The organism is Novilysobacter antarcticus (assembly GCF_019802285.1).
Classification (GTDB): Bacteria; Pseudomonadota; Gammaproteobacteria; order Xanthomonadales; family Xanthomonadaceae; genus Novilysobacter; species Novilysobacter antarcticus.
In genome coordinates, this window is record NZ_JAIEUJ010000003.1 from 166,394 (window position 1) to 191,590 (window position 25,197).

Here is a 25,197-nt window from a genome sequence, read left to right on the forward strand (position 1 = left end):
GAGGAAGTCCCCCAGTTTAGCCTCCGCCGCGCCGCGCCCGCCAAACTGACCCGCAGGGGATTGCCGCCCCTGCAAAAAACCTGTAGATGCGCGATAATGGCCGGCTAATCCTTTTCCATCGTCCGGCCCCGTGCGGGGCGTGGTCGCCTGTCCGCGGAGCATCCCCATGTCGTCGCAATACATCTACACCATGAACGGTGTCAGCAAGACCGTTCCGCCCAAGCGCGAGATCATCAAGGACATCTCGCTGTCCTTCTTCCCCGGCGCCAAGATCGGCCTGCTCGGCCTGAACGGCGCGGGCAAATCGACCGTGCTGAAGATCATGGCTGGCGTCGATCAGGACTACAGCGGCGAGGCGCGCGCGGCCAAGGGCATCAAGGTCGGCTACCTCGCCCAGGAGCCGCAGCTCAACCCCGAGCACACCGTGCGCCAAGCGGTCGAGGAAGGCCTGGGCGAGGTGATCAATGCCCAGGCCGCGCTGGACCGGGTCTATGAGGCGTACGCGGAGGAAGACGCCGATTTCGACAAGCTCGCCGCCGAGCAGCAGCGCCTGGAGGCGATCCTCGCCGCCGGCGACGCGCACACCCTGGAGCACCAGCTGGAAGTGGCCGCCGACGCGCTGCGCCTGCCGCCGTGGGACGCGATCGTGGGCAAGCTGTCGGGTGGCGAGAAGCGCCGCGTGGCGCTGTGCCAGCTACTGCTGCAGAAACCCGACATGCTGCTTCTGGACGAGCCCACCAACCACCTGGACGCCGAGTCGGTGGAATGGCTGGAGCAGTTCCTGGCCCGCTACACCGGCACTGTGGTGGCCGTCACCCATGACCGCTACTTCCTCGAGAACGCGGCCGAGTGGATCCTTGAGCTCGACCGCGGCCGCGGCATCCCCTGGAAGGGCAACTACACCGCGTGGCTGGAGCAGAAGGGCGAGCGGCTGAAGCAGGAAGAGTCCGGTGAAAAGGCGCGCCAGAAGGCGCTGGCCAAGGAACTGGAATGGGTGCGCAGCAATGCCAAGGGCGGCCGCACCAAGGGCAAGGCCCGTCTGGCCCGCTTCGAGGAGCTCAACTCGGTCGAGTACCAGAAGCGCAACGAGACCAACGAGATCTTCATTCCGCCCGGCGAGCGTCTGGGCAACTCGGTGATCGAGTTCAAGAATGTCTCCAAGTCCTTTGGTGACCGCCTGCTGATCGACGACCTGAGCTTCATCATTCCGCCCGGCGCGATCGTCGGCATCATCGGCCCCAACGGCGCCGGCAAGTCGACCCTGTTCAAGATGATCACCGGACAGGAGACTCCTGACAGCGGCGAGATCATCAAGGGCCCGTCCACCAACATCGCCTATGTCGACCAGAGCCGCGACAAGCTGGAAGGCAACCACAACGTGTTCCAGGAAATCTCCGGTGGCGCGGACATCCTCAACATCAACGGCATCGAGATCCAGTCGCGCGCCTACCTGGGCCGGTTCAACTTCAAGGGCCAGGACCAGCAGAAGCTGGTCGGGACCCTTTCCGGTGGTGAGCGCGGCCGGCTGCACCTGGCCAAGACCCTGCTGCAGGGCGGCAACGTGCTGCTGCTGGACGAGCCGTCCAACGACCTGGACGTGGAAACCCTGCGCGCGCTCGAGGATGCGCTGCTCGAGTTCCCGGGCTGCGCGGTGGTGATCAGCCATGACCGCTGGTTCCTGGACCGCATCGCGACCCACATCCTCGCCTTCGAGGGTGACTCGCACGTGGAGTATTTCCAGGGCAACTACCGCGAGTACGAGGAAGACAAGAAGCGTCGCCTCGGCGAGGAAGGCGCGCAGCCCAAGCGCCTGCGCTTCAAGGCCCTGAAGTAACCGCGGGCAAGAGCACGCACCCCCGCATGCCCACCGCGCTGGTGGGCATGCGCGCACCGACACCGGGAGAGGACGATGAGCTTCATGCAGGCATTACGGCAGCGCTGGACGGCCGCCGATTCGCTGGTCTGTGTGGGACTGGACCCGGAGCCGTCGAAGTTCCCGGCCCGCTTCGCCGACGACCCTGATGCGGTGTTCAATTTCTGCCGCGACATCGTTGACGCGACGGCCGAGCATGTGTGCGCGTTCAAGCCGCAGATTGCCCACTTTGCCGCGCTCGGTGCCGAGGACAGCCTGCAACGGCTGATCGCGTACATCCATGACCGCCACCCGGGAATCCCGGTGATCCTGGATTCCAAGCGCGGCGACATCGGCAGCACCGCACAGCACTACGCGACCGAGGCGTTCGACCGCTACGGCGCCGACGCGGTCACCGCCAACCCGTATCTGGGCCGCGATTCAGTACAGCCGTTCCTGGACCGGGCCGACCGCGGAGTGGTCATCCTGTGCCGCACCTCCAACCCCGGCGCCAGCGACCTCCAGGACCTCCCGGTGCAGCGCGAGGATGGCAGCAACCGGCCGCTTTACCAGTGTGTCGCGGAGATGATCGCGCGCGACTGGAACGGGCATGGCAACTGCATGCTGGTGGTGGGCGCGACCTGGCCGGGCCAGCTGCGCGAGGTCCGCGCGATCGTCGGCGACATGCCGTTGCTGGTGCCCGGCGTCGGCGCACAGGGCGGCGACGTGGAAGCAGTGGTCACCAACGCGCGGACCGCAGACGGTAACGGACTGGTGATCAGCTCCTCGCGTGCGGTGCTGTACGCCTCGTCGGGAGATGACTTCGCCGATGCCGCGGCGAGCGCGGCGCGCACGCTGCGCGAGCAGATCAACCGCTACCGCTGAAGCTCAGGTCCGGCTGCGCAGCATCGCCCGGACCACGGCGAAGGGAAACCTGGCCCAGATGACGGCAAACACCAGCGCGCGCGCACCGACGCCGCGATCGGCCGCTTCGAACTTGCCGAAGTAGCGCCACAGCCCGCGGTGCTTGTGCCACTCCACGAACCAGGGATTGGAGCGGCTGGAGACCCCGCGCACGTGGACGACGCGCACCCGGTTCGCCACCGCGAGTTCCACCCCATCGGCGGCCAGTCGCCGGCAGAGATCCAGGTCCTCGGCATGCAGTCGATACGCCTCGTCAAAGCCGCCAATACGCTCGAAACGCGTTTGCGCCAGGAACATCAGCGCGCCGGAAATCGCCTCCACCGGCTGCAGCTCCACAGCGTCGTCGGGCTCGATCGCCAGCGCCGGGCCCGCTCCGGACCGGCGTCCGCGCAGCCGTGCCGCGATACCACCGAGCATCGCCAGGAAATCCGGCGCGCGGCGACGCGCGGCAGGATCGCGCGTTCCAGCCTCGTCCACCAGATCGACGCCCAGCAACACGTCCACGCCAACCGCGTGGCGCTGCAGCGCAAGCTCACGCAGTCGCGACAAGGTGTCGACTTCCACCAGCGCATCGGGATTGACGAAGGCCAGCCAGCGGCAGGAGGGCGTCTGCGCCGCGATCGCTGCGGCGCCCTGGTTGCAGGCCACTCCAAAGCCGGCATTGTCGGGGTTGGCGATGAACTGGACCCGCGGATCGGCCACCGCGTGGCGCTGGACAACCGCCACCGTGCCATCGCTGGAGTCGTTGTCGACCACCCTGATCGCGGCCACGCCGACGGCGCCGCGCAGCCGGTCCAGGCAGTCCTCGATGGTGCTCATGCTCTGGTAGCTGACCACCACCACGCCGATGTCGGCGTCCATGGGAGCCGTCCCCTCAGCCACACGCCGCGGCGCGGACAGCGCGTGAAGGCGTCATCGGGCGCTCCAGCGCCGTCGTCACGGCCGTGCCGGGGCCTGCAGCGGTTGCAGGGCACGAAAGCGGCGACCGTATTCGTCAGTCAAATCGCGAGCCTCGTTGGGGTCGCGAATGATCTTCGGCGTCAGCAGGACGATGGTTTCCTCACGCCGGGTCACCGAGCTCTGGGTACCGAACAGTCCGCCCAGCACCGGAATCCGGTTCAGCCCGGGGAAGCCGCGCGATCCCCGCGCGGCACTGTCGCGAATCAGGCCGGCCAGCATCACCGTGTCGCCGCTCTGGATCGCCGCCTCGGTTTTCAGCTTGCGGGTGTCGATGCGGACATTGCCGAACCGGTCCGGCTCACCGCCTGGTGCGCTGACCTCCTGGACGATGTCCAGGAACACCATGCCGTCCTTGGTGATGCGCGGGCGAACCGTCAGGATCACGCCGGTGTCGAGGTACTGGACCTGGCTGTAGCTGGTGTCGTTGCCGATCCCCGGGTTCACCGTCACCGAGGACACCGGAATACGGCTGCCGACGTTGAAAGTTGCCTCCGCGTTGTTGCGCACCACCACCGAGGGGGTCTGCAGCATGTTGACGTCGGTCACCGAATCCAGCGCCTTGATCACCGCGGCCGCATTGCGACCCAGGAACGTCCACGCCAGTCCGCCAGTCGTGCCCTTCGCGTCGCCGACGCTGCCCGCCAGGGTGCTCCAGGTGCTGCGGCCGACCGCGCTGGGCAGGTCGTTGTCGGTCACCGCGTTCTCGAAGAACCAGTTGACGCCGTATTCCAACTCGCCGGACAACTGCACCTCGACCACCTGGGCCTCGATGTGGACCTGCATGGGCATCACGTCCAGCTGGCCGATCACGTCGCGGATGGACTTCCAGGCCTGCGGGGTGGAACGCACCAACAGCGCATTGGTTTCCTCCACCGCCGAGACACCGACCTTGTCGCCGCCGATCTCCAGCGACACGCTGGCATTGCCGTCGCGGCGGTTGCCCAGTGACAGGCTTGCGCCGCCACTGCCGCCACTGCCGCCACCCTTGTCGCCGAACCCCATGCTGGAGCCGTCGTCTCCGGAGGTGATTTCCGCCGAATCCAGGCCGGGCATCAGGCTCGGGCCGCGGTCGCCGCCTGCTCCATCGCCGCCAGCGGACGAGCCGCCAAAGACTTCCGCCAGGCGGTCGGCGAGGTCACGCGCCTTGATGTACTTGAGCTGGTAGGAGTACAGCTGCACCGCACCGCCTGCGCCATCGATGCGGTCCAGCCATTGCTGGATGTCGTCCAGGTAGCTCGGCTGCGAGGTGATCACCATCACCGCGTTGGTGCCCTCCAGCGGCATGAACCGGAACATCCCGGCCACCGGCGATTTGCTCTCCTGGCCGAACACCTTCTCCAGGTCCTCCACCACGCGCACCGCCTTGCCGGACTGCAGCGGGTAGACGCCCACCGACATGCCCGCCAGCCAGTCGACGTCGAAGATCTCGATCGTGCGCAGGTAGTTCTGCAGCTCCGCGCGTGTGCCACCGACCGTGATCACGTTGCGGGACGCGTCGGTGTCCACGATCGCGTTGGGCCGCGCGTAGGGCTCGAGGATCTTCTTCATCTCCTCGGCGGAGACATAACGAAGCGGAACGGTGCGCAGCTCGAAACCGCGCGCGCTCGCAGCGCCACCGGCGCGCGGTGCGACCGTGCCGGCCAGCGGCTGGTCGGCGGCGACGACGTTGTAGCGCCCGCCGCTGTAGATCATGCGGGCGTTGTTCCAGCCCAGCACCTGGTCCAGCAGGTTGATCGCCTCGGCGGCACTGACCGGTTTGGGTGTAGCCAGGGTGACGGTGCCTTGCACGCCCGGGGCGATGACGTAGTTCTGCCCGAGCATGTCGCCCAGGATGGCCTTGACCACGGCGTGCAGCGATTCACCCTCGAAGTTGAACGTCGCCTCCCCGGTGGTTGCCGGCAGCCCGGGCGGTGGGGAATTGGCCACCGTGGTGTCGATGAAGCGGCCGGTACCGCGCCGGATCTGCGGGCGGGGTCCGTCCTGGTCCGGCTCCACGTTCGAGACGCTGCCCAGCGCATGGGTCTGCACGCCGTTTGTGCCGGGCTGCGCTGCCTGCTCGGCGGTGCGCGGCACAGCATCGCGACGGATGCTGGGAACCGGCCCACTGGCACAACCGGCCAACAGCGCCATCACCACCAGGACGGCGACGACCGCGCACAGGCGCCCCCGGTCCGGGAGCGGGCGGCGCGCGGACGACGTCGCGAGGAAGGTATCGATGGCGTGTTGCTTCATTGCGTGCACTCTATTGGATCGTCAGGTGGCTACATTTCTTCTTTTCGCAGCGCCGCGCGGCGGGCTTCAATCCGCTGGCGGATGGAGTCCATCTGTGCCTGGGCCGGCTCGGGCGCCGTGTTGACAGGCGCGGCGGACTCGCTGTCCTGCTCTGCTGGCGTAGCGTCCTTGGCCATGGCGGCGGGTTCGGGACGACGCTCCGCCTGCGGCCGGGGTACTGGCGACGGGGCTTGCGCGTCCTCCGGCATCCGCGCTGCACGGGACGCCGACGTTGCTGGCGCGCGGCCCGCCTCCAACGCAGCGCTGGTCTGCTCGGCGCCCTGGCCTTCAAACACCGTCAACTCCAGGTTGCGACGTCCCTGGGGACCGTCAAACACCGCGCCGCGTGGCGCCAGCTCGACCAGACGCCAGCCCGACTGGGCCAGGGACTCGTCCAGCTTTACCCGCACCGCGTCCCCACCGTCGCGCCGGCGGACGATCGCCATTTGAGTGGCCGGCGTGATCAGGACGCTGGTGAGTACGTAGTCGAACTCTTCGCCGGGATCCGCTTCCTCGCCACCTTCGAGGAAGAACGGGTGCGGGCTGCGATCACTGGCAAACAGCGGTCGGTCGGCAATCGCCTGGTACTGCTCAGGCGGGCCGAGCGCGGCTTGCACGCTCACCGCCTGCGGCAGCGCGACCAGCATGTCGGGATCGTCGGCCAAGGTTGTCACCCGCCCGCCCATCCCGGCCACGGCCAGCACCCAGGCCAGCAGCGCCCACCCAGCCACGCCGGCCAGCAGCCAGGTGCGAGGCCCCAGATCGTCAACGCGCATCGGTCACCTCGGCAGGCGGCGGCGCGTCGAGCGGCAACAGATAGCCCTGCAGGTCGAAGGAGACATCCAGGCCACCCAGGCTCACCGACTGACTTCGGCTCAAGTAGAGCGTCTGGGTCAGGATGTTTAGGTTGTCCACGAACAGGCGCGGACTGCCGCTTTCCAGCAGGTACAGGACCCGGCTCAGCTCGGGCGTGCCGCAGCGCAGGCGAACCTGGGCGACCACGCGACGATAGGACTGGCGGTTGTCGGAGTCCAGTGGCGAGCGATTGGTGATGGCGCAACTGCGGTTGCCGGGGCTGGCCTCCGCCACGACCGTTTCCAGCCGCTGGATCAGGCTTGCCGTGGCCAGCTCCGTGTTCGCCTCCGGCAGGAAGCCGGGGATGCCTTCCTCCTGCTGGCTCAGCTCTTGCAGGCGCTCGGCCACCTGGGGCGCTTGCTGCAACTGCATCCTCAACCGCAGCTCGCGCTGCTGCAGGGACTCGATGCGCGCGTCCGCCTCGCGCATTGGCACGGTCCACCACGGGTGCACCAACATGCCGTAGCCGATCGCCAGGACCAGCAGCAGCAGGCCCGCCGCCAGCCATCGGTCGCGGCGTGAGGGCGCGTCAGCGACCGGGCTGTGCAGGCGCATCGGTGGCCTCCGCAGGGGCCGGTTTTGCCGTGGCAGAGGCAAGGTTGGCTGTCAGGGTGAACCGGTCGCGCCCGCTCTCAGGATCTGGTTGCAGCGCACCGGCAAGGGCCGGCGAGCGCCACTGATCGGAACCCTGCAGCTCGCCGATCAGCGCCGCCGCCTGCTTGCTCAGCCCGATCAGCATCAACTGGTCGCCGTTGATGGACAGTTTTTCCAGATAGGTGGAGTCGGGCAGGCGCCGGGTGAGTTCATCGAGGATTTCGGTCGCGGGGGCGCGTTCCGCCCGCAGGCGGTCGAGGAACACCCGCCCCTCCATCACTGCCGCGAGTTGCTGGCGCTGTACGGCGGCGCGCCGACCGGACTCGGCCTGACTGGCGATCGTCTGCTCGAGCGCAACTGCGGCGCTGCGACGGTTCTCCAGCAACTGCCACATCAATGCCAGAACCGCGAGCAGCGCAACGACAGCCAGCGCGACGTTCCACGTCGCCGCCGGATCCCGCCGTTGCCGACGTTCCGCCGGCGCCAGCAGGTTTACCCCGAGCGGAGCACCGTCCGCTCCGGCCACGTCGATCCCGGCCAGCCCCGAAGCCAGCGGTCCCAAGGCCGTGCGCTGCTCATCCAGCAGTTGCCGCGGAACCACCACCAGCTCTACGTCAAGTTGGCCGTCACTTTCCCGGCGCCCACGCACGCGGGCATCAAAGGCGACGGCATCGGCGGTGAACGGTGTCTGCCGGTCGATCTCGAAACCGACCACGTCACGCAAGCGCTCCAACGCGCTGGACGGCAAGCTGATCCGCCGTGTCAGGCTGCTGGCGGCAGGCAGCATCAGCCAGCGCGGAAGCTCGCCCAAGCGCGGGCCCAGCAGGGCCGCCAAAGGATCCTCTCCGACCCGGGACCGGGCCACCAGCGCGGGCAAAGGCAGCCGTTCGATATCAATCAGCGCATCGTCGCGTTGCCGCCGCAACTGCACCTCGGCCTGGTCGATCTGGAGCAGCAGGCGGCCGCGCCCCAGGCCCAACGTCTGCCGCACCGACGGCGGCAGCCAGGCGGCCAGCGAGCGGCCCCACCACGACAGATAGCCGCCCACGCCCGGCACCACGCGCGTGCCCATGCGCCCCAGGCGATCGCCGAAGGTGGAACCTGGCTGGCTCATCGTGGCGAAGCTCCCTCTTCCCAATGCAACGTGGTGTAGGCCGCGCCCAGACCCGCAGCGGCGCTGGTCTGCACGACGGCGCGTAACAGTGACTGGCGGCCGTCTGCCAGCTGCGCGCGGCTGTCGATACTATACGTTCCGCCCGCTGCCGGACCGCCGCCCAGAACGGGCAAGGCGCCTCCGCCGGCCAGGGGCAGTCCGGTTGCGGGATCGACGACGCCGCGCCCGGCGACAATCCGTTCGCCATCCATGCCCATGGCGTCCAGAACCGGAGCGGTCGCGAACGCGGGGTCGGGGCGCGGCGACCGGCTGTGGACCGTCACGTGGGGAGCGATCCTGGCATACAGCGCCGGGGTGAAGCCCAACACCTGTTCCAGTTCGGCGATGCTTTCAAACTCGGCGTCCTTGGCTCCGTAGGCGCGACCGGCGGCGGCGTAATCGGAGTCCTCGGCGCCGCCGGACGGTTGGCTCAGGGAATCCGCGTCACGCCAGTCGATGATCGCCCCGGCCAGGCGCGTGGCTTCGGCGGGATCACTGCCCAGTGCCCGCAGCAGACCGGCCAGCAGCATCGCATCGGACTGGTTGAGATCGACCTTGCCGCCTTCTGCCACGACCCGCACCTGGACCTGCGCACCCTGGTACTCCCACTCATAGAGCCGGCCGTCGGGCTGCCACTGCGCCCGCGGATCGGATTGGGCCAGGCGGTGCAGCGAGTACTCCAGTCCGGCGCGCGCGGCGCCCTGGGCGCCGATCCCACGCGCCAGGACCTGGCCTTGCATGTGCTCGACCCGGGCGGTCATCGCGAACGCGCCCACCAGTGCGGTGAGCAGCACGATCATCCACAGCACCAGCAGCAAGGCGGCACCTCCACTGCGGCGCGGGGATCGATGCAGATGACGGGCAACCGCAGTCACCAGCCGCCACCCGCAGGTCCGGTCGCGCCACCCAACGCCTGCGGAATCGCCACGACCAGTGTTGGCCACTTGCCGCCGTCCGCGTCGGTAAGGCTCGCCTCGACCAAGACCGGCAAGCGATCGACTGCCGACCAGCGGTCGGTCCACTCACCCAGCTCGCCGTTCTCCGGGTCGATGCCGCGATAGCGAAACCGCGCCGATGCCAGCCCATCGACCAGTACGTCGGGCGCACGGCCACGCGGATCCTCCACGGTTTCACCGGCCGACACGATGTCCAGCGCGAGCACGATCCGATGCGCACCGTCACTGCGCTCAATGCGGAAATCGTGCGAGTAGGGACCGCCTCGACCCAGGTAATCGGGCAGGTCGGCGACGAAGCGCATCCGCTCCGCCTCGCCAAGGAAGCGTTGCGGACGCTCATTGGCCTGACCGGTGTGGAAGGCAACCGGCCGCGCCGCGCTGATGCGCCTGCGCAGGAATCCCTCCACCGCGCGCATGCGCTCGCTGCGTTCGGCCAGCGCCTCGCCCCGGGTCGCGGTCTGGCTGGCCGCTGTCAGCGTCGCAAACGCGAGCGCCAGCCCGGCGGCGAGAAGCACCGTGGCCAGCATCACTTCGACCAGAGTGAAGCCGCGCCCGGCCGCCTTGGCCGGTCCCGCGCGAATGATGCCGTCGCAACGGACTGCGATAGCCAATCGCCCGCGCACACCCTCCCCTCTTTCCACAGAACGCCTCACCGGACACCTCCTACAGCGGCATCCGGCGGCGCCAATCTCAAACTGCGCACTTGCAACTGTTGACCCGGCCCACCGTCACCCCATTGCACCGCCAGATCCAACTCAACCAACGACGGATCGCCCGGCGCCTGCGGCAGGTTCATCAGCGCCGGATCCTGCCACGGGGCCACGGAAAGCGACCAGCGATAGCGGCCGTCTTCAAAGTCGCCCTCACGTTGCCCTACCCGCAACGGCTCACTGATACCAACAGTGTCCAGCAGGGATTGCGCATGCAGCGCCGCCCGTCCCGCATCGGCCGACCAGCGCACCTGCCGGGTCGCACCGGAAAGTGTCCCCAGCAGCAAGGTCAGACCCATCGCCAGCAAAGCAAAGGCAACAATCACCTCGATCAGGGTGTATCCGCGCTGGGCCTTGGCCGATTGCATCAATCCCCGCTCCCGGCCCGCTTCACGCTGACCTGCCCGGTCAGCCAGGCTACGTCGATGTCCCACACCACGCCGTCGCGGCTGAGCTGCACCCGTCCACCGGTGGCGGCGCCGTCGGCAAAGAACATCACCGCCCCCTGTCCCTGTGCAGGCTGGATCTGGCGGGCGCCGATAAAGCGCACGTCGATCGCGGCCGGGATGGTGCCGGCACGGTCCTTTGGGGCCTGCCACGTACGCGCCGCGGGATCGATCACGAAACGCTGGGGCTCACCGGTGGCGATCGCGTGGGTACGCGTGAAGCGCAACTGCGCCGCCACCTCCTTCACCGCCGATCGCAACTGGGTGCCCTTCACGCCGCCGCTGAACGCCGCTGCCGCCAGCAGGCTCGCGCCTGCGATGAGCCCGATCACCAGAAGCATCTCCAGCAGCGAAATTCCCGCGTGGCGACCGCGAGAGGAACGCGCCCCACGGCCCGACCGGGCGCGCCATGGCGTTGGCAGGAACTCGGGCAATGTCAGTCGTAGTGGATGTCGCTGTCGACGCTGGTGCCGCCGACCTTGCCGTCCTTGCCCAAAATGACCAGATCGAACGGACCGCTCTCGCCGGGGGTGCGGTACTCCACCGGATGCCCCCACGGGTCGTTCAACTCGGCCGGCTTGGCATACGGCCCCAGCCAGCCGGCAGCGCTGCCCGGCGCCGTCACCAACTCATCGAGTGTGGCCGGCAGGCGGCCGGTATCCATCTGGAATGCCTCGACCTTCTGCCCCAGCGTCATGACCTGGGATTTGGCCAGGTTCGCCTTGGCGCGGTCCGCGCCGCCGAGCACGCGCGAGCCAACGAAGGTCAGCACCGCGCCGATCAACACGATCACGATGATGATCTCGATCAGGCTCATGCCAGCCTGCGCGGCGGGGGCGGGAGAACGGGTGAGGGAGCGTTTGTTGCGCATCGTTGAAGGTCCTTTGTGGGAAAGTGCTTGCCGGCGAGCGAGCCGCCGAGGCCGCGGGTTATCCGATCGAACTGGTGAGGTCGTAAAGCGGCGTCAGCACTGCCATCACCACCACACCGACCAGTCCGGCCAGGACGACGGTAACAATGGGCACCAGTGCAGCGAGCATTCGGTCCAGGGCGATCGAGGTCTGGTGCTCGAAGGTCTCCGCGGTCTTAACCAGCATCGTATCCAGCGCGCCGGATTCCTCGCCGACCTGGATCATCTGCAGGGCCAGGCGCGGGAAGCGCTTGCCACGCGCGAGCGCGGTGGACAGGGCGACACCGTTCTTTACCTCGTCGCTGGCGGCCAGGACATCTGCCGCCAGCACCCGGTTGCCCAGCACCTTCTGGCCAATGCCCAACGCGGCCATCAACGGCACGCCGTTGCGCACCAGCGTGCCCAGGGTACGGGCCAGACGCGCGGTCTCGACCTTGGCAACCAGGTCACCGAAGAAACGACGGCGCAGCAGCCAGCCGTCCAGTTTCTCGCGGAACACCGGATCCCGGCGCTTGCGGTCGAATACCAGCAACACCACCGCCGGGATCACCACCAGCATGATCCACCAGTCCCGCACGAACAGGCCGACCCCGAGTACGACCTTGGTAAAGCCCGGCAGCGGCGCGTCGAGGCTCTCGTACATCTGGGCGAACTGGGGCACGACGTAGCCGAGCAGGAACAGCAGGCTGAGCCCGACCATCACCAACAGGATCGCCGGATAGATCAGCGCGTTGATGACCCGCGACTGCATCGCCCGCGAGCGCTCCAGGTAATCGGCCAGCCGCGACAGCGTCTCGTGCATGCTGCCGCCGGCCTCGCCGGCGCGCACCATGTTCACGTACAGGCGCGAGAACGTACCGTGCTGGCGCTCCAGCGCGGTCGAAAGGGAGGCACCGCCGCGCACCGCGTCGCGTACGTCACTGACCACCCGTCGCGCGGCCTCGTCCTCGGGCAGCTCCAGCAGGATCGTCAGCGCCCGGTCCAGCGGCTGGCCGGCACCAAGCAGAGTCGCCAGCTGTTGGGTGAACTGGACCAGCCGCTCGCCCGCGAACGGCCGCGGCTTGAAAAGCGTGCGCCATGCGGGCAGTCCGCTGCCCTCGCTGGCCAGGCGTGCTTCCACCGGCAGGTGGCCCTGTTCCTGCAGGCGCGCCGCCACCTCGGCGTCGCTGGCGGCCTCCATCTGGCCGTCGAGCATCTCGCCGCGCGCGTTGATAGCCTTGTAGCTGTAGAGGGCCATCGGCTCAGGCGTCCTCGGTGACCCGCAGGACTTCCTCGATCGTGGTCAGCCCGGCCAGTGCCTTGGTGATGCCGTCCTCGTACATCGTGCGCATGCCGCCGTCGCGGGCGATCCGCTCGATCTCGCCCATGCCGGCGTGGCGCATCACCGCGCTGCGCAGCGCGTCGTTGATGACCATGAACTCCATGATCGTCGTGCGTCCCTGATACCCGGTTGGCGCCAGCGCCGAGGGCTGCGGGCGGTACAGCAGGATCTCGCCCTCGGGCTGGTAGCGGCGCAGCTCAAACCGCTCGATTTCCTCCGGCGTGGCCGGGACACGCTGCGCGTGGGTCGGCTCCAGCCGTCGCACCAACCGCTGGGCGAGGATGCCATTGATGGTCGAGGTCAGCAGGTAGTCCTCCACCCCCATGTCCAGCAGGCGGGTGATGCCGCCAGCCGCATTGTTGGTATGCAGCGTGCTCAGCACCAGATGGCCGGTGAGGGCGGACTGGATGGCGATGCGCGCAGTCTCCAGATCGCGCATCTCGCCGATCATGATGATGTCCGGATCCTGGCGCACGATGGATCGCAGCGCGTGGGAGAAATCCAGTCCGATCTGCGGCTTGGCCTGGATCTGGTTGATGCCTTCGATCTGGTACTCGACCGGATCCTCAACCGTGATGATCTTCACGTCCGGCGTATTCAGCTTGCTCAGCGCGGTGTACAGCGTCGTGGTCTTGCCCGAGCCGGTCGGGCCGGTCACCAGCAGGATGCCGTGCGGCTGCTGCAGCACGTGCTCGAACCGGGGCAGGAATTCGTCGGTGAAGCCCAGCCGGTGGAAGTCCAGCACCACCGACTCGCGATCCAGCAGGCGCATCACCACCGACTCGCCGTGCGCGGTCGGCACGGTGCTCACGCGCAGGTCCAGCTCCTTGCCCTGCACCCGCAGCATGATCCGCCCGTCCTGCGGCAGGCGCCGCTCGGCGATGTTGAGCTTGGCCATGATCTTGATCCGGCTGATCACCGCGGCGGTCAGGTTGACCGGCGGGCTCTCGCCGTCGATCAGCACCCCGTCCACGCGGTAGCGGACCTTGAGCCGGTTCTCGAACGGCTCGATATGGATGTCCGAGGCCCGCAGCTCGACCGCACGCTGGATCACCAGGTTGACCAGCCGGATCACCGGCGCCTCGGACGCGAGGTCGCGCAAATGCTCAACATCGTCCAGATCGCCGCCGGTTTCGCCTTCGGCGGTCTCGATGATGGTACCCATCGCGCTGCGCCCCTGGCCGTGCCAGCGCTCGATCAGCTCATCGATTTCCGAGCGCAGCGCGACACTGGCGCGCACTTCGCGCCCCGTCGCCAGGCGCACCGCATCCAGGGTGTAGGGATCCTGCGGGTCGGCCGCGAGCACCTCGACCGCCTCCGCGGTCTCCGCCACCGGGCAGATCGCAAACTGCTTCATGAATTTTGTAGTCAGCGCGACGCCCTCGGGCGGCAGTTCCGGCGCGTCCTTGGTGCTCACCAGCGGCAACTGCAGCACTTCGGCCACGGTCTCGGCATGGTCCCGCTCCGAGACCAGACCCAGCCGGGCCAACAGGCCCAGAAGGCTGCCGCCAGTCTCCGCGTGCAGCCGCCGCGCACGCGCGAGATCGGCATCCTTCAGGCGGCCTTTTGTACGCAGCGCATCGACCAGCGCGGCATCGACCCCGCCTTCCCTGTCGTCAACCCGGGCAATGATTCCAGCAGTTTCCACGTCGGGTCCCTGTCGCCTCGAACGCTCGACTTTATCAGCTGGACATAGCCCTGGATGGGTGACGCATTCCGCGTTTGGCTATGATCGCGGCATTCGGGGGAGCAACGGGACGCAGGTCGGGGGACCGGCACGGCTGTGGATACCCCCAAACGCGAAACGGGGGAGCGGTTCGATGCAGGATGCAAAGCGGTTGCAACGGGTATGGGAGCTGTTCGACCTCGTCGTCGAACTGCCTCCGGGAGCGCGTGCCCGCGGATTGGCAGATCTGGAACCTGACGCGGAAATCCGCACCCAGGTCCAGGCGCTGTTGCACGACGCCGATACCCACACCGTCGATGCAGACGCCTTGCGCGCGCCGTTGCCGCCGCTGTTGGCTCCGGGAACCCGTGTCGGGCGCTGGGAAATCGACAAGCTGCTCGGCCGCGGCGGCATGGGTGAGGTCTACATGGCCCACCGCTTTGGCGACGACTATGAGCAGCGGGCGGCCCTGAAACTGTTGATGCGGATGGAGTCGGCTGAAGACCGCGCCGGCTTCGTCGCCGAGCGCCAGATCCTCGCCCGCCTGGAGCATCCCGGAATCGCCCATCTGCTGGACGGCGGCGAATACCAGGGCGTCCCGTTTGCAGTGATGGAGTATGTGGAAGGCGTACCGCTGACCGAAGTCCCGGACCTGGGCCCGGGGCTGGAACGGAAACTGGCGTTGGTACTGCAGGCCTGCGACGCGGTCAGCCACGCCCACCAGCACCTGGTCATCCACCGTGACCTCAAGCCCGGCAACATACTGGTCTCGCCCGATGGGCGGCTGAAGCTGCTGGACTTCGGCATCGCCAAGCGCCTCGCGCCGACCCGCGAACGCGATCGCGATCCCGCACCCACCGGCCCTGCCTCGCCGGATTACTGCGCACCAGAGCAGCTGACCGGAGCTCCGGTCTCGACCGCTACCGACGTCTATTCGCTGGGCGTGATCCTTTACGAACTGCTGACAGGCGAACGCCCCTGGCAGTTGACCGGGGCCCCGCAGATCCGCGCCCTTGAGCGCCTGTCACTGCCGGCACCGCAGCCGCCCAGCACACGCGTCGAAGGTCGGATGCGCAAGGCCTTGCGTGGCGACCTGGACGCGATCGTGTTGAAAGCCCTGCAGACCGATCCGGCGCAACGTTACCGCACGGTGGACGAGCTGGCATCCGACCTGCGGGCGCATTTGGGCCAGCACCCCGTGGCCGCCCGCAAGCAGACGGCCCGCTATCGGATGGGCTGCCGGATCCGGCGTCACCGCGTCGCCTACGCGCTGGCCGCCGCGGTATTTGCCAGTCTGGCCCTGGGCCTGGTGGGGGTTGCATGGCAGGGCCACAAGGCCACCATCGAGCGCGACCACGCGCGCCGCGAGGCGGTACGCAATGACGCCGTGCGCCAGTACCTGATGCTGATGTTCCGCTCCGCCAGCGGCACCCAGGAGCATGAGGAAGTGACGGCCAAGTCGGTTCTGGACCGTGCCGCCGAGCGGGTGCATGAGGAGTTTGCCGACGATCCGGAAAGTTACGCGGACGTGGCCCTGGCGCTGGCGGAACTGTACTTCCAGATCAACGACTACACCGGCGCACGGCCGCTGCTGGTGCGCCTGCTGCGCGATGACGCCGGTGTCGCGCAGCACGTGCGCGCCATGGCGATGCACGACCTGGCCCAGGTCAGTTTCCGCGAGAGCCAAACGGCTCAGGCCCGCGACCTGCTCGACCAGGCGCAAAAGTTCTGGCAGGCCGAGCCCGGCAAATTCCGCGACGAACTGCTCGACAGCCGCCTGCTGCAATCGCAGATCGAACGGGCGCAAGGAGACGCCGAGCTTGCCCTGCGTACGCTGGAGGATGCACTGCCGCAACGCGTCGAACTGTCCGGTCTGCAACACCGTGACACCGCGGTGCTGATCAACAACCTGGGGCTGGCGTATTACCAGCTCGGACGCCTCGAGGAGGCAATTATCCAGTTGAAGCACGCACACGCCATCTGGCAAACGCTCGGCCAGGAAAACAGCTCTGACGCGCTCAACACACTGAACAACTGGGCCAGTGCCGCAGTGCAATCGGGTCGGCGGGAGGAGGCCGCGGAAATCTTCTACCGCGCGCTGGAACTGCGCCGCGAGCTCTACGGCCCGTCCGGCGCGCTGGCGGCGTTGATGAATAATCTGGGCAAGACACTCGTCCAGCTGGGCCGCCACGACGAAGCCGTCCCGCTGCTGCGCGAAGCCATTGAAATGGGACGCGTGCACGCGGGCGGGGAGACCGGCACGATAGCGCTGGCCGCCGGTCTGGGCCTGGTTGATGCGCTGGTCGGGCATGGCGAGCTTGAGGAGGCGCGCGCGAAGCTCGGTAGTCTGACGCCGGCAATCATGGAGACCTTTGGCAGCGAGCACCCGTTTGCCGCGATGCTCGAAATCTCGCGCGCGCGGGTGGAACATGCAGAAGGTCGTGCGGATCGCGCGAGCGCCGCGCTGAAGCTGGCGCGGCAACGGCTACAGGCGATGGGCCCTTCCGGCGCCGCCTACCTGGCCCAACTGGATGCCCTTCAGCAGCAATGGCGCGAGTGAGCACAGACAGGGCGCGCAGCACACATCGCCGGAAACAACCCCTCCTGCCGGCTCAGGAGGTCGCGCCCTCGCCCGCTTCGCCACTGTCGCCGCGGTAGTCGCCAAGTTCCTTTTGCAGCCACGCGCGCGCCTTGATCCAGTCACGGCGCACGGTCCGCTCGGTGATACCGAGGATGTCGGCGGTTTCCACTTCGGTGTAGCCGGCGAAATACCGGCACTCCACCACCCGCGCCATCCGCGGTTCGATCGCCGCCAGCTGCTCGACTGCCTCGCCCACCACGACCCGCGTTTCACACTCGGTCACCATCAGCGCAGCCTGCGCCTGGATGTGGTTGTCCGGATCATCCAGGGAGATGGGCGTCCGTCCCTCGCCGCGCCGCAGTCGCAACCGCGAACGGGCCTCGTCGACCATCACGTGGCGCATCGCCACCGCGGCGGAGGCGAGGAAGTGCCGGTGCGACTTCCACGGCCCCACGTTGGCCATCTTCAGATAGGCCTCGTGGATCAGGGCCGTCGTTTGCAGCGCGCTGCCGGATGAGCGCGCACGGATGCCCCGCGCCGCGCGGCGCAGGTCCGGATAAAGCAATGGCGCCAGCTCGGCCGCACCCACGCCGGTCGTGTCCGGCTCGATCCCCTCGTCCGGTCCTTGTCGACCCGGTTCAATCCCCTTCCCCATGGCGGACTCCCTCCTCCAAATACGCGACAGATGCCTGCGTCGCCTTCCTTGGGCCGGAGGATACACGCCGCTGACGATCGTGGGCCGGGCGATGAATCGCGCGGGAGACCCCGATCCGCGCGCGGGACGCCGGCGGCCCGCAGCCGGCAGCGGCTCATCGTGCCGACCTCAACGGTCCTTTTGTGCCGCCATCCACGCGTTGCCGAGCGTCCGTGCAGCCAGTCGGCGCTGCGGCAGCGTGGCCTGCCACCATTGGGCGTGGGCATCGATCCTGCCCGCGGCTTCCGTGTCGACGATGGCCGCCTCCATCTTCGGCCCGGAATACGCGTTGAGAGTGAAATACAGACGGTCGCTGCGGATATGCAGGTCGCTGTTGCCGACATCGAAGCGCGCCTGATCGCCCACGTCGGGCACTTCCTCGAACGGCCCGGCGCTCCCGGCTGGGGAGGACTGCAGGTCAGCGGCGGTTGCTTGCTCGAACAATGCCCGGGCCTCGTCGGCATCCCCGGCCACGGCGCTGACATGGACCGTGACATCCAGCAGGTCGCTCCCGTTCTCCCGGCGATACACGCACAGTGACGACATCGAGGACTGCTCGATCAGCGCCGCATCGACGGCGAAAGCGGCCGAGACCATGTCGCGGCTCACCACCGCGCAGGGTGTGCTGCGCAGGCCGTCGTCGCCTTCCGATAGGCCCGCCGGCGACGCCGGGACCGTGTGGTCCGAGGCGCAGCCGACCACTAGCGCCAGGGCAAGAGCCAACGCTCCGCCCAGGCGCGCCCTCCCCGTCCTGGTCGCTGCGGGCTTGCAGCGACCGCAGTCCACGTCTTCCAACGCGTGCATCGCGACCCCCATCGAAATGCCTCCCCGCAACCGTCGCCGGCAAGTGGCCGTTGCTTGCAGGGGTGTACGTCGTCGGGGAGCGCGGCCGGACAATCAGACAAGACCTGGCGAAACGACGGGGCGGTGTGGCGCATCCGCCCCGTCGTGGAAACTCAGCCGGCGAAAACGCGCGCGTTGCGGAACATCCGCAGCCACGGCGAGTCTTCGCCCCATTCCGATGGCGCCCAACTCAGGTTGGCGGTGCGCAGGGTGCGCTCGGGATGCGGCATCAGGATCGTCGCCCGGCCATCGGCACTGGTCACCGCAGCGATCGCCTCGGCCGATCCGTTGGGATTGGCCGGATAATCGGCCGCGGGCTGCCCGCCGGCCGACACGTAACGTGCCGCCGCGTGGACCGCCGCCTGGTCGGCGGGGGCGGCGAACGCCGTACGACCCTCGCCATGCGACACCACCACCGGAATCCGCGACCCGACCATGCCAGCCATGAAGATGGACGGCGAGTCGTTGATTTCCAGCAGGCTGAGGCGGGCCTCGAATTGCTCGCTGCGGTTGCGCAGGAAACGCGGCCAATGGCCCGCCCCCGGGATGATCGACCCCAGCTGGCTGAGCATCTGGCAACCGTTGCAGATGCCCAGCGTGAATGTGTCATCGCGGTCGAAGAAGGCGGCAAACCCGTCGTGCAGCGCCGGATGTTCCAGGATCGAGGTCGCCCAGCCGCGGCCCGCGCCGAGCACGTCGCCGTAGCTGAAGCCACCGCCGGCAGCCAGGCCCTTGAAACCGTCCAGCGCTACCCGTCCATTGAGCAGGTCGCTCATGTGCACGTCGACGGCCTCGAAGCCGGCACGGTCGAACGCCGCCGCCATCTCGACCTGGCCATTGACGCCCTGCTCGCGCAGGATCGCGACCCTCGGCCTGCGCTGGACGTGGACGAATGCGCTGGCGACATCCTCGGCCGCGTCGAAGGACAGCTTCGGTAACAGGCCGGGCGCGTTGAAATCGCGCATCGTTGCGCGCTCTTGATCCGCGCACTCCGGGTTGTCGCGCAACTTCTGCATCGCGTGGGTGGTCGACCACCACGCATCGAACAGCTCGTCCCAGGCCCATTCGGCCAGCAACTCGCCGCCGCCATGGACACGGATACTGGGCGCCGTGCTCGGCTTGGCAATGCGCTGGGCACAATCCACCAGTCCGTGGCGTGCCAGCAGGTCGGCGAATTCGACCCGGTCAGCCGCGTTGACCTGCACGACTGCGCCCAGCTCCTCGTTGAACAGGGTCCGGAACGCATCCTCGCCCCAGCCGTCCAGATTGATCTCCAGGCCGGTGTGCGAGCAGAACGCCATCTCGCACAGGGTGGCGAACGCACCGCCGTCGGAACGGTCGTGATAGGCCTGCAGCAGGCCCGCCGCACGCGCGTCACGGATCAGCTCGAAGAACGCGCGCAGCCGCTCGGGATCATCCAGGTCCGGCACGCCCGACGTCCGCCGTCCGTCCTCGGAGGATTGCCCGGCAAAGGCCGGCAGCCCGCCCGCACCGCCGCCGGTGGCATGGGGATGGACCTGCGCCAGGACCGATCCGCCCATGCGCTGCTTGCCTGCGCCCAGGCCAATCAACCACAGCTCGGACTCCGGCCCGGACGTCAGCAACGGCGTCAGCTGGCTGCGCACGTCGGCGACCGGGGCGAACGCGGTGACCACCAGCGACACGGGCGACACGGACTTGTGCGCCTTGCCGTCCACTTCCCATTGCGCCTGCATCGACAGGGAATCCTTGCCGACCGGAATGCTCAGTTCGATCTGCGGGCACAGCTCCATGCCGACCGCCTTGACCGCGTCGAACAGCAACGCATCCTCGCCGTCGTGTCCGGCGGCGGCCATCCAGTTGGCGGAGAGCTTGATCCGCTCCAGCGACTCGACCGGCGCAGCACACAGATTGGTGATCGCCTCACCAACGGCCATGCGAGCGGACGCCGCGGCGTCCAGCAGCGCAAGCGGCGTGCGTTCGCCGATCGCCATCGCCTCGCCCGCAAAACCGCTGAAACCGGCAAACGTGATCGCGCAATCGGCCACCGGCACCTGCCACGGGCCCACCATCTGGTCGCGCGCGGTCAGGCCGCCGACACTGCGGTCGCCAATCGTGATCAGGAACTGCTTGGCCGCGACCACCGGGTGAGCGAGCACGCGCAGGGCCGCGTCGCGCAAATCCAGGCCGTCCCAGGCCAGCGAAGGCCAGGCCGGCGCGGCGGGGCGGTGGGTGTCGCGATGCATCTTGGGCGCCTTGCCGAACAGCACGTCCATCGGCAGGTCGATCGGGTGGGCAACAGCGGCCGGCGTGCAACCGTCTGTGCCGTAGACGCTCTCCACCGTCACCCCGTAACCCACCACCAGCCGCTCGTTGGCCGTTGCATGGCCGACCACCGCGAACGGGCAACGCTCGCGCTCGCAGATCGCCGCGAACTGCGCCACACGGTCGGCCGGCAGGCCGAGCACGTAGCGTTCCTGGGATTCGTTGCACCACAGTTGCATCGGCGACAACGAGGGGTCGTCGCTGGGCACCTTGGCCAGGTCGATGACACCGCCCAGGCGCGAGTCGTGCAGCAGCTCGGGTATCGCGTTGGACAGGCCGCCGGCGCCGACGTCGTGGGCACTGTCGATGGGGTTGTCCGCGCCGAGCGCAACGCAACTGTCGATGACTTCCTGGCAGCGCCGCTCCATCTCCGGGTTGTCGCGCTGGACGCTGGCAAAGTCCACCGCCTCGTCGCTGTCACCGGAGGCGACCGAACTGGCCGCGCCACCGCCCAGGCCGATCAGCATCGACGGCCCGCCCAGTACGACCACCGCATGCCCCGGTTTGAGGCCGCGCTTCTCCACCTGAATGCGGTCCATCGCGCCCAGGCCGCCCGCCAGCATGATTGGCTTGTCGTAGGCGCGCGTCAGCGTGCTCGCGTCGGTGGCGGCAGCGGCCAGTTCGAAGCTGCGGAAGTAACCGGCCAGGTTGGCACGGCCGAATTCGTTGTTGAACGCCGCCGCGCCCAGCGGGCCGTCTAGCATGATCTCCAACGCGCTGGCCATGCGCGGGTTGAGTACGCGCTCACCCTCCCAGGGCTGCGGCAGTGTCGGGATGCGCAGGTGCGACACGGTGAACCCGCACAGGCCGGCCTTGGGCTTGCCGCCGCGGCCGGTGGCGCCCTCGTCGCGGATCTCGCCGCCGGCTCCGGTGGCGGCGCCGGCAAACGGCGAGATCGCCGTGGGGTGGTTGTGGGTCTCCACCTTGATGCAGAACGCGGAATCCACCGGCGCCTCGAGGCGATATCCGGCGCCGATCGGGTCGGGCCTGAAACGCTGGCTGGGGTAGCCCGCCACCACGGCCGCGTTGTCGCTATACGCCGACAGCGTATGCTGCGGCGTGGTCGCGTGGGTGTGCTTGATCATCCCGAACAGCGACATCGGTTGGTCGATGCCGTCGATGGTCCAGCTGGCGTTGAAGATCTTGTGTCGGCAGTGCTCGGAGTTCGCCTGGGCGAACATCATCAGCTCGACGTCGGACGGCGCGCGCCCCAGCTCCGCGTAACGATCACGCAGGTAGGCAATCTCGTCGTCGGCCAGGGCCAGTCCGAGACGGCTGTTGGCGGCTTCCAGGACATCCAGATCGATCCGCTCCAGGGCAACCTGCTGCGGAACGTCGAACAACGCCAGCGCCGCGTCGCGCGAGGTGAGCAGCGACTGGGTCATCGGATCGTGCAGCTCGGCGGCGAGCCGGTCGCAGACTGCAGGGTCGTCCGGCCAGCCGGCGAGGTCGAAACGGGTGCCGTGCTCGACGCGATAGACCGCCAGCCCGGCATCACGGACCAGCTCGGTGGCCTTGCTCGCCCAGGGCGACTGGGTGCCCAGGCGCGGCGTGACGAAACGCGAGACCGCGCCGGCCTGAAGTGGCGCAAACTCAGGCCCGGCCTGCAGGATCCGGCCCAGAACGGGTCCGTCAACCTGGGCGCCCTGATCGGGCTTGACCCAGTACACCGGCCACGCGCCAAGCAGGCGCACGTCGGGGTGGTGGCTCTGGAGCCGGGCTTGGAGACGTTCGCGTCGGAACGTAGACAGGGCGGAGGCGCCCTCGAGGACGATCATGTCCGGAAAACCGTAGGTCGACGGGCCGACTATTGTAGGTCAGCCCGCGCAGGCGCGCGCAGCCGGTTGGTGCCGGCGCGGCGCCGTTCGCACGCCGTTACTGGTTGGCCGCCCCGCCGCAGTAGGCGTTGATCGCTGCCTGGGCCAACTGCTTCTGCGCTTCGCGCTGTTCTGCGTTCATCGCGGTGGCCTCGCCATCGCCATCGCTGCCCTGCATCTGGATCGGCCCCTCGCCCTCAAGCAGCGCCAGGTTGGCACGCGCAGTGGTGCACTGGCTGTTCTCCACTGTCGCCTCTGCAGTCGCCTCACTTGCGGTGCCGGCACCCGAGTCGGTGATGCGGCGGTTCTGGTATTGGCCGCTGGGTGGCGGCGCATCGGAGTAATGGGTGACCCCGCTGGCATCCTTCCACTGGAACAGCTCACCGGCCGAGAGCGGCAACGCCACCATCAAGGTGACGAGGGCCAGGCAGGCCGCAAGACGACGTACAGGCAGAGCAAGCAGACCGGTCATGAGAGCTTCCATTGCAGTGTTGGGGGATGGCACTGCGATGATTGCAGCATCCCGCCGCAACGCAAGCAAGCGCTAGACTGCTGAAATGGAACCTACGCAACCCATTACCCCACCGGCACGCCAGCGACCCCGCGGTATCTACCTGTTGCCCAACCTGTTTACCACGGGTGGCCTCTTTGCCGGCTTTTACGCCATCATTTCCGCCACCCAGGGCCATTTCGACAATGCCTGCATCGCGATTTTCGTTGCCGCCATCCTCGATGGTCTGGACGGACGGGTGGCGCGGCTGACCAACACCCAGAGCGAGTTCGGCGTGCAGTACGACTCGTTGGCGGACCTGATCAGCTTCGGCCTTGCACCGGCGCTGGTGATGTATCACTGGTCGCTGGCGTCGATGTCGTTGGACGGCGTTACCGCACGCAAGATCGGCTGGGTGGCGGCGTTCCTGTATGCCGCGTGTGCTGCGCTGCGCCTGGCGCGGTTCAACTCCCAGGTCGGGCAAGTGGACAAGCGCTGGTTCATCGGCCTCGCCAGCCCGGCCGCCGCGGGCCTGTTGGCGAGCTTCGTCTGGACCTGCTTCGCGATGGGCTACTCGGGGGTCGAACTGCGCTATCTGGCCGTGGTTGCAACCGTTGTCGCGGCGTTGCTGATGGTCAGCCCGATCCGCTACTTCAGCTTCAAGGGTGGCGGACCCAAGCACGACCGCCTGCCATTTCTTTCCGTGCTGGTGGTGATCGCGGTGGTTGCAGCCATCGCCATTGATCCGCCACGGGTGTTGCTGGCCATCATCGCGCTGTACGCGATGTCGGGTCCGGTGCACGCCATCTACCGGCGCGTGCGCCGATCTCCGGTGGAAACGGCGACGCCATGAGCCTGTGGACGGTCCAGCAACACGAGTGGCTGCAGGCGCTGGGACATCCGGTGCTGCTGCTGGTCGGGGACCCTGCCCTGGAGGCGCCGCCCGCGCCGCCCCCGGCGGCCCCTGCGGTCGCGGGTGCCGCCCGGTCGGTTCGTCCTGTGCAAGTGGCGCGACCATCACCGTCCATCAAGCCGATCAGCGCGCCGGACGCGCCGGCGCCCGGTACCGTCGCCGGGGCCAGACGCACCGACGCTGCGGCGAAAAAAGCCGCCCTGGAGGCGGCGCGGGGCGCGCGGCGGTCGGCGCGCCCGTCACTGCTGCCCAGCGACGATCCACTGCTGCTTGCAATCCTCCGCGCCAGCGACATGGAGGCAACGGTATTCGAGGTCGCGGCACAGGCCTGGCGGATCGACCTGGCCCGCCTGCGCGCCGAGCCCGCGGCCAAGCGCGCTTTGTGGCAGCAGATGCGCAAGACGCGTCGCAACCGCAACGGATGAACGCCGTGGCTGCCGAACCGTCCTTTCAGCCACTGCCGCACCGCCCGATGCGTCCGGACGACCTCGCCGCGGTGCACGCCTTGGAAGTGCGTGCCTACGAGTTTCCGTGGACCCAAGGGATCTTCCGTGACTGCCTGGCCTCGGATTACCCGGCCCGGGTAGTGGAGCGCGACGGCGCCATCGTCGGCTACTTCCTGCTCAGCATCGCCGCCGGTGAGGCGCACATCCTCAACATCTGCATCGCCCCCGAGCTACAGGGTCAAGGCCACGGCCGCGCGCTACTGCACGTGCTGCTGCAGATCGCGCGCGCGCGCGGCGTGGAGCGCATCTTCCTGGAAGTGCGTCCGAGCAATCCGCACGCGATCGCGCTCTACCACGACGAGGGTTTCAACGAGATCGGGCGTCGACCGCGCTACTACCCGGCGCGCAAGGGGCGCGAAGATGCCCTGGTGATGGCGCTGGAGCTGTTCAACGACGCCTGACCGGCGTCGTTTCCCGCAACCCGTCGTAAC

General features: G+C 68.1%; 22 protein-coding genes. 6 read left to right on the forward strand and 16 right to left on the reverse strand.

What is annotated here, in order from left to right:
• Window positions 1–166 precede the first annotated feature (166 nt).
• Both ettA and pyrF read left to right on the forward strand, forming a co-directional pair.
• Window positions 167–1,834 (forward strand): energy-dependent translational throttle protein EttA, encoded by a 1,668-nt coding sequence (gene ettA / locus KZ491_RS09855; protein WP_222565693.1) that lies wholly within the window; start codon window positions 167–169, stop codon window positions 1,832–1,834.
• 75 nt (window positions 1,835–1,909) lie between these two features.
• On the forward strand, window positions 1,910–2,737 hold the full coding sequence (pyrF, locus tag KZ491_RS09860; protein WP_222565694.1) for an orotidine-5'-phosphate decarboxylase: 828 nt from the start codon (window positions 1,910–1,912) through the stop codon (window positions 2,735–2,737).
• 3 nt (window positions 2,738–2,740) lie between these two features.
• Here pyrF and KZ491_RS09865 read toward each other — a convergent pair whose 3' ends face one another.
• The 12 genes from KZ491_RS09865 to gspE form a co-directional block, all read right to left on the reverse strand.
• Window positions 2,741–3,637, reverse strand: a complete 897-nt coding sequence (locus tag KZ491_RS09865) for a glycosyltransferase (protein ID WP_222565695.1) — start codon at window positions 3,635–3,637, stop codon at window positions 2,741–2,743.
• Window positions 3,638–3,712: 75 nt separating this feature from the next.
• Window positions 3,713–5,866 carry a type II secretion system secretin GspD gene (gene gspD, locus KZ491_RS09870; protein ID WP_246606779.1) on the reverse strand — a complete coding sequence of 718 codons (2,154 nt, stop codon included), beginning with the start codon at window positions 5,864–5,866 and terminating at the stop codon, window positions 3,713–3,715.
• Window positions 5,867–5,997: 131 nt separating this feature from the next.
• Window positions 5,998–6,783 (reverse strand): dihydrolipoyllysine-residue succinyltransferase component of 2-oxoglutarate dehydrogenase complex, encoded by a 786-nt coding sequence (locus tag KZ491_RS09875; RefSeq protein WP_222565697.1) that lies wholly within the window; start codon window positions 6,781–6,783, stop codon window positions 5,998–6,000.
• Window positions 6,773–7,417, reverse strand: a complete 645-nt coding sequence (gene gspM / locus KZ491_RS09880; RefSeq protein WP_222565698.1) for a type II secretion system protein GspM — start codon at window positions 7,415–7,417, stop codon at window positions 6,773–6,775. The genes KZ491_RS09875 and gspM overlap by 11 nt, the downstream gene beginning before the upstream one ends.
• The gene (locus tag KZ491_RS09885; RefSeq protein WP_222565699.1) at window positions 7,392–8,570 is read right to left on the reverse strand and encodes a PilN domain-containing protein; all 1,179 of its coding nucleotides are present in this window, start codon (window positions 8,568–8,570) and stop codon (window positions 7,392–7,394) included. Before KZ491_RS09885 ends, gspM begins: the two co-directional genes overlap by 26 nt.
• Complete coding sequence (locus tag KZ491_RS09890; protein ID WP_222565936.1) at window positions 8,567–9,409, reverse strand: type II secretion system minor pseudopilin; 843 nt, start codon at window positions 9,407–9,409, stop codon at window positions 8,567–8,569. The genes KZ491_RS09885 and KZ491_RS09890 overlap by 4 nt, the downstream gene beginning before the upstream one ends.
• A 71-nt stretch (window positions 9,410–9,480) precedes the next feature.
• The gene (locus tag KZ491_RS09895) at window positions 9,481–10,176 is read right to left on the reverse strand and encodes a prepilin-type N-terminal cleavage/methylation domain-containing protein (RefSeq protein ID WP_246606745.1); all 696 of its coding nucleotides are present in this window, start codon (window positions 10,174–10,176) and stop codon (window positions 9,481–9,483) included.
• A gap of 38 nt (window positions 10,177–10,214) precedes the next feature.
• The gene (xpsI, locus tag KZ491_RS09900; protein WP_222565700.1) at window positions 10,215–10,643 is read right to left on the reverse strand and encodes a type II secretion system protein XpsI; all 429 of its coding nucleotides are present in this window, start codon (window positions 10,641–10,643) and stop codon (window positions 10,215–10,217) included.
• A complete protein-coding gene (gene xpsH, locus KZ491_RS09905) occupies window positions 10,643–11,143 on the reverse strand; it encodes a type II secretion system protein XpsH (protein ID WP_425493149.1) in 501 nt (166 codons plus the stop codon). Before xpsH ends, xpsI begins: the two co-directional genes overlap by 1 nt.
• 14 nt (window positions 11,144–11,157) lie before the next feature.
• Window positions 11,158–11,592 (reverse strand): type II secretion system protein GspG, encoded by a 435-nt coding sequence (locus KZ491_RS09910; protein WP_043958830.1) that lies wholly within the window; start codon window positions 11,590–11,592, stop codon window positions 11,158–11,160.
• A 58-nt stretch (window positions 11,593–11,650) separates the two neighbouring features.
• The gene (xpsF, locus tag KZ491_RS09915) at window positions 11,651–12,868 is read right to left on the reverse strand and encodes a type II secretion system protein XpsF (RefSeq protein ID WP_222565702.1); all 1,218 of its coding nucleotides are present in this window, start codon (window positions 12,866–12,868) and stop codon (window positions 11,651–11,653) included.
• 4 nt (window positions 12,869–12,872) lie between these two features.
• A complete protein-coding gene (gene gspE / locus KZ491_RS09920; protein WP_222565938.1) occupies window positions 12,873–14,585 on the reverse strand; it encodes a type II secretion system ATPase GspE in 1,713 nt (570 codons plus the stop codon).
• 187 nt (window positions 14,586–14,772) lie between these two features.
• Between gspE and KZ491_RS09925 the strand changes: the two genes are divergently transcribed.
• Window positions 14,773–17,178, forward strand: coding sequence for a serine/threonine-protein kinase (locus KZ491_RS09925; protein WP_222565703.1), 2,406 nt, complete (start codon window positions 14,773–14,775; stop codon window positions 17,176–17,178).
• 52 nt (window positions 17,179–17,230) lie between these two features.
• Here KZ491_RS09925 and KZ491_RS09930 read toward each other — a convergent pair whose 3' ends face one another.
• The 4 genes from KZ491_RS09930 to KZ491_RS09945 all read right to left on the reverse strand — a co-directional run bounded on the left by KZ491_RS09930 (window position 17,231) and on the right by KZ491_RS09945 (window position 23,329).
• Window positions 17,231–17,854 carry an ECF-type sigma factor gene (locus KZ491_RS09930; RefSeq protein WP_222565704.1) on the reverse strand — a complete coding sequence of 208 codons (624 nt, stop codon included), beginning with the start codon at window positions 17,852–17,854 and terminating at the stop codon, window positions 17,231–17,233.
• Between the two features lie 168 nt (window positions 17,855–18,022).
• Window positions 18,023–18,709, reverse strand: coding sequence for a hypothetical protein (locus tag KZ491_RS09935; protein ID WP_222565705.1), 687 nt, complete (start codon window positions 18,707–18,709; stop codon window positions 18,023–18,025).
• A gap of 140 nt (window positions 18,710–18,849) precedes the next feature.
• Window positions 18,850–22,818, reverse strand: coding sequence for a phosphoribosylformylglycinamidine synthase (purL, locus tag KZ491_RS09940; RefSeq protein WP_222565706.1), 3,969 nt, complete (start codon window positions 22,816–22,818; stop codon window positions 18,850–18,852).
• A 97-nt stretch (window positions 22,819–22,915) separates the two neighbouring features.
• A complete protein-coding gene (locus KZ491_RS09945) occupies window positions 22,916–23,329 on the reverse strand; it encodes a DUF4124 domain-containing protein (RefSeq protein WP_246606746.1) in 414 nt (137 codons plus the stop codon).
• Between the two features lie 85 nt (window positions 23,330–23,414).
• Between KZ491_RS09945 and pssA the strand changes: the two genes are divergently transcribed.
• The 3 genes from pssA to rimI are packed head-to-tail and all read left to right on the forward strand — an operon-like array spanning window position 23,415 to window position 25,167.
• Complete coding sequence (pssA, locus tag KZ491_RS09950) at window positions 23,415–24,200, forward strand: CDP-diacylglycerol--serine O-phosphatidyltransferase (RefSeq protein WP_222565707.1); 786 nt, start codon at window positions 23,415–23,417, stop codon at window positions 24,198–24,200.
• Complete coding sequence (locus tag KZ491_RS09955) at window positions 24,197–24,685, forward strand: hypothetical protein (RefSeq protein ID WP_222565708.1); 489 nt, start codon at window positions 24,197–24,199, stop codon at window positions 24,683–24,685. The genes pssA and KZ491_RS09955 overlap by 4 nt, the downstream gene beginning before the upstream one ends.
• 5 nt (window positions 24,686–24,690) lie before the next feature.
• Window positions 24,691–25,167, forward strand: a complete 477-nt coding sequence (gene rimI, locus KZ491_RS09960; protein ID WP_425493140.1) for a ribosomal protein S18-alanine N-acetyltransferase — start codon at window positions 24,691–24,693, stop codon at window positions 25,165–25,167.
• Window positions 25,168–25,197: the final 30 nt, after the last annotated feature.